The organism is Mycobacterium sp. E3247 (genome assembly GCF_001667785.1).
Classification (GTDB): domain Bacteria; phylum Actinomycetota; class Actinomycetes; order Mycobacteriales; family Mycobacteriaceae; genus Mycobacterium.
Genome location: NZ_LZJG01000437.1, coordinates 1 through 619 on the forward strand (window position 1 = coordinate 1; position 619 = coordinate 619).

At 70.0% G+C, this 619-nt stretch carries 2 protein-coding genes; one reads left to right on the forward strand and one right to left on the reverse strand.

Annotated features, from left to right (window positions below; genetic code table 11):
- On the reverse strand, positions 1 to 290 hold a 290-nt coding region (locus A9X04_RS22235; protein ID WP_156764482.1), incomplete at its 3' end, for a TetR/AcrR family transcriptional regulator.
- A gap of 143 nt (positions 291 to 433) precedes the next feature.
- On the opposite strand from A9X04_RS22235, the gene A9X04_RS22240 reads away from it, so the two are divergent.
- A partial coding sequence (locus A9X04_RS22240; RefSeq protein WP_156764483.1) for a TetR/AcrR family transcriptional regulator occupies positions 434 to 619 on the forward strand: 186 nt, incomplete at its 3' end.

Sequence of the window (619 nt, forward strand, 5' to 3'; positions counted from 1 at the left end):
AGCACCGCCTCGATCCGGTCGACGGCGGTCCCCGGGCGCGCGGCGGCCGCGCGCAGCCGCGGCAACGCGACGTCGGTCCGCGCCGCTATCGCGGCGTTGATCAGCTCCGCCTTGTTCGGAAAGTAGTTGTAGAGGCTGGCGCTGGTGACGTTCGCGGCCCGGGCGATCTCACGGATGGTGGCGCCCGCGTACCCGAATTCGGCCACGCAGCGCATGGTGGCAACGACGATCCGCTGCCGCGTCTCCTCGCCGCTGGCGCCGACCGGACGTCCCCGTTGCGCCCGCGTCACCATGCTGTCCTCACTCGCGCGTCCCGTCCGCCGGCTCCCGGTCCCCGACACGGTCGAATATAATCGAGTGATCGATTAGTTCCGGCTTCGCCGCGGAGGTGCGTAGTGCGTGATGGACGGAGCTGCGGCGGGCTTCCCGCCGCATGAGCGTCACGCCGCCGCAATTGGGTCGGCCGGTGGGTGCCGACGGTGAGCAGACCCGGGCCCGCATCATCACCGCCGCGATGCGATGTGTGGCCGAGAATGGCTATTCGCGCACCACGATTCGCGAGATCGCCCGGGCGGCCGACGTCACCAGCGGCAGCCTGTACCACTACTTCCCGAACAAG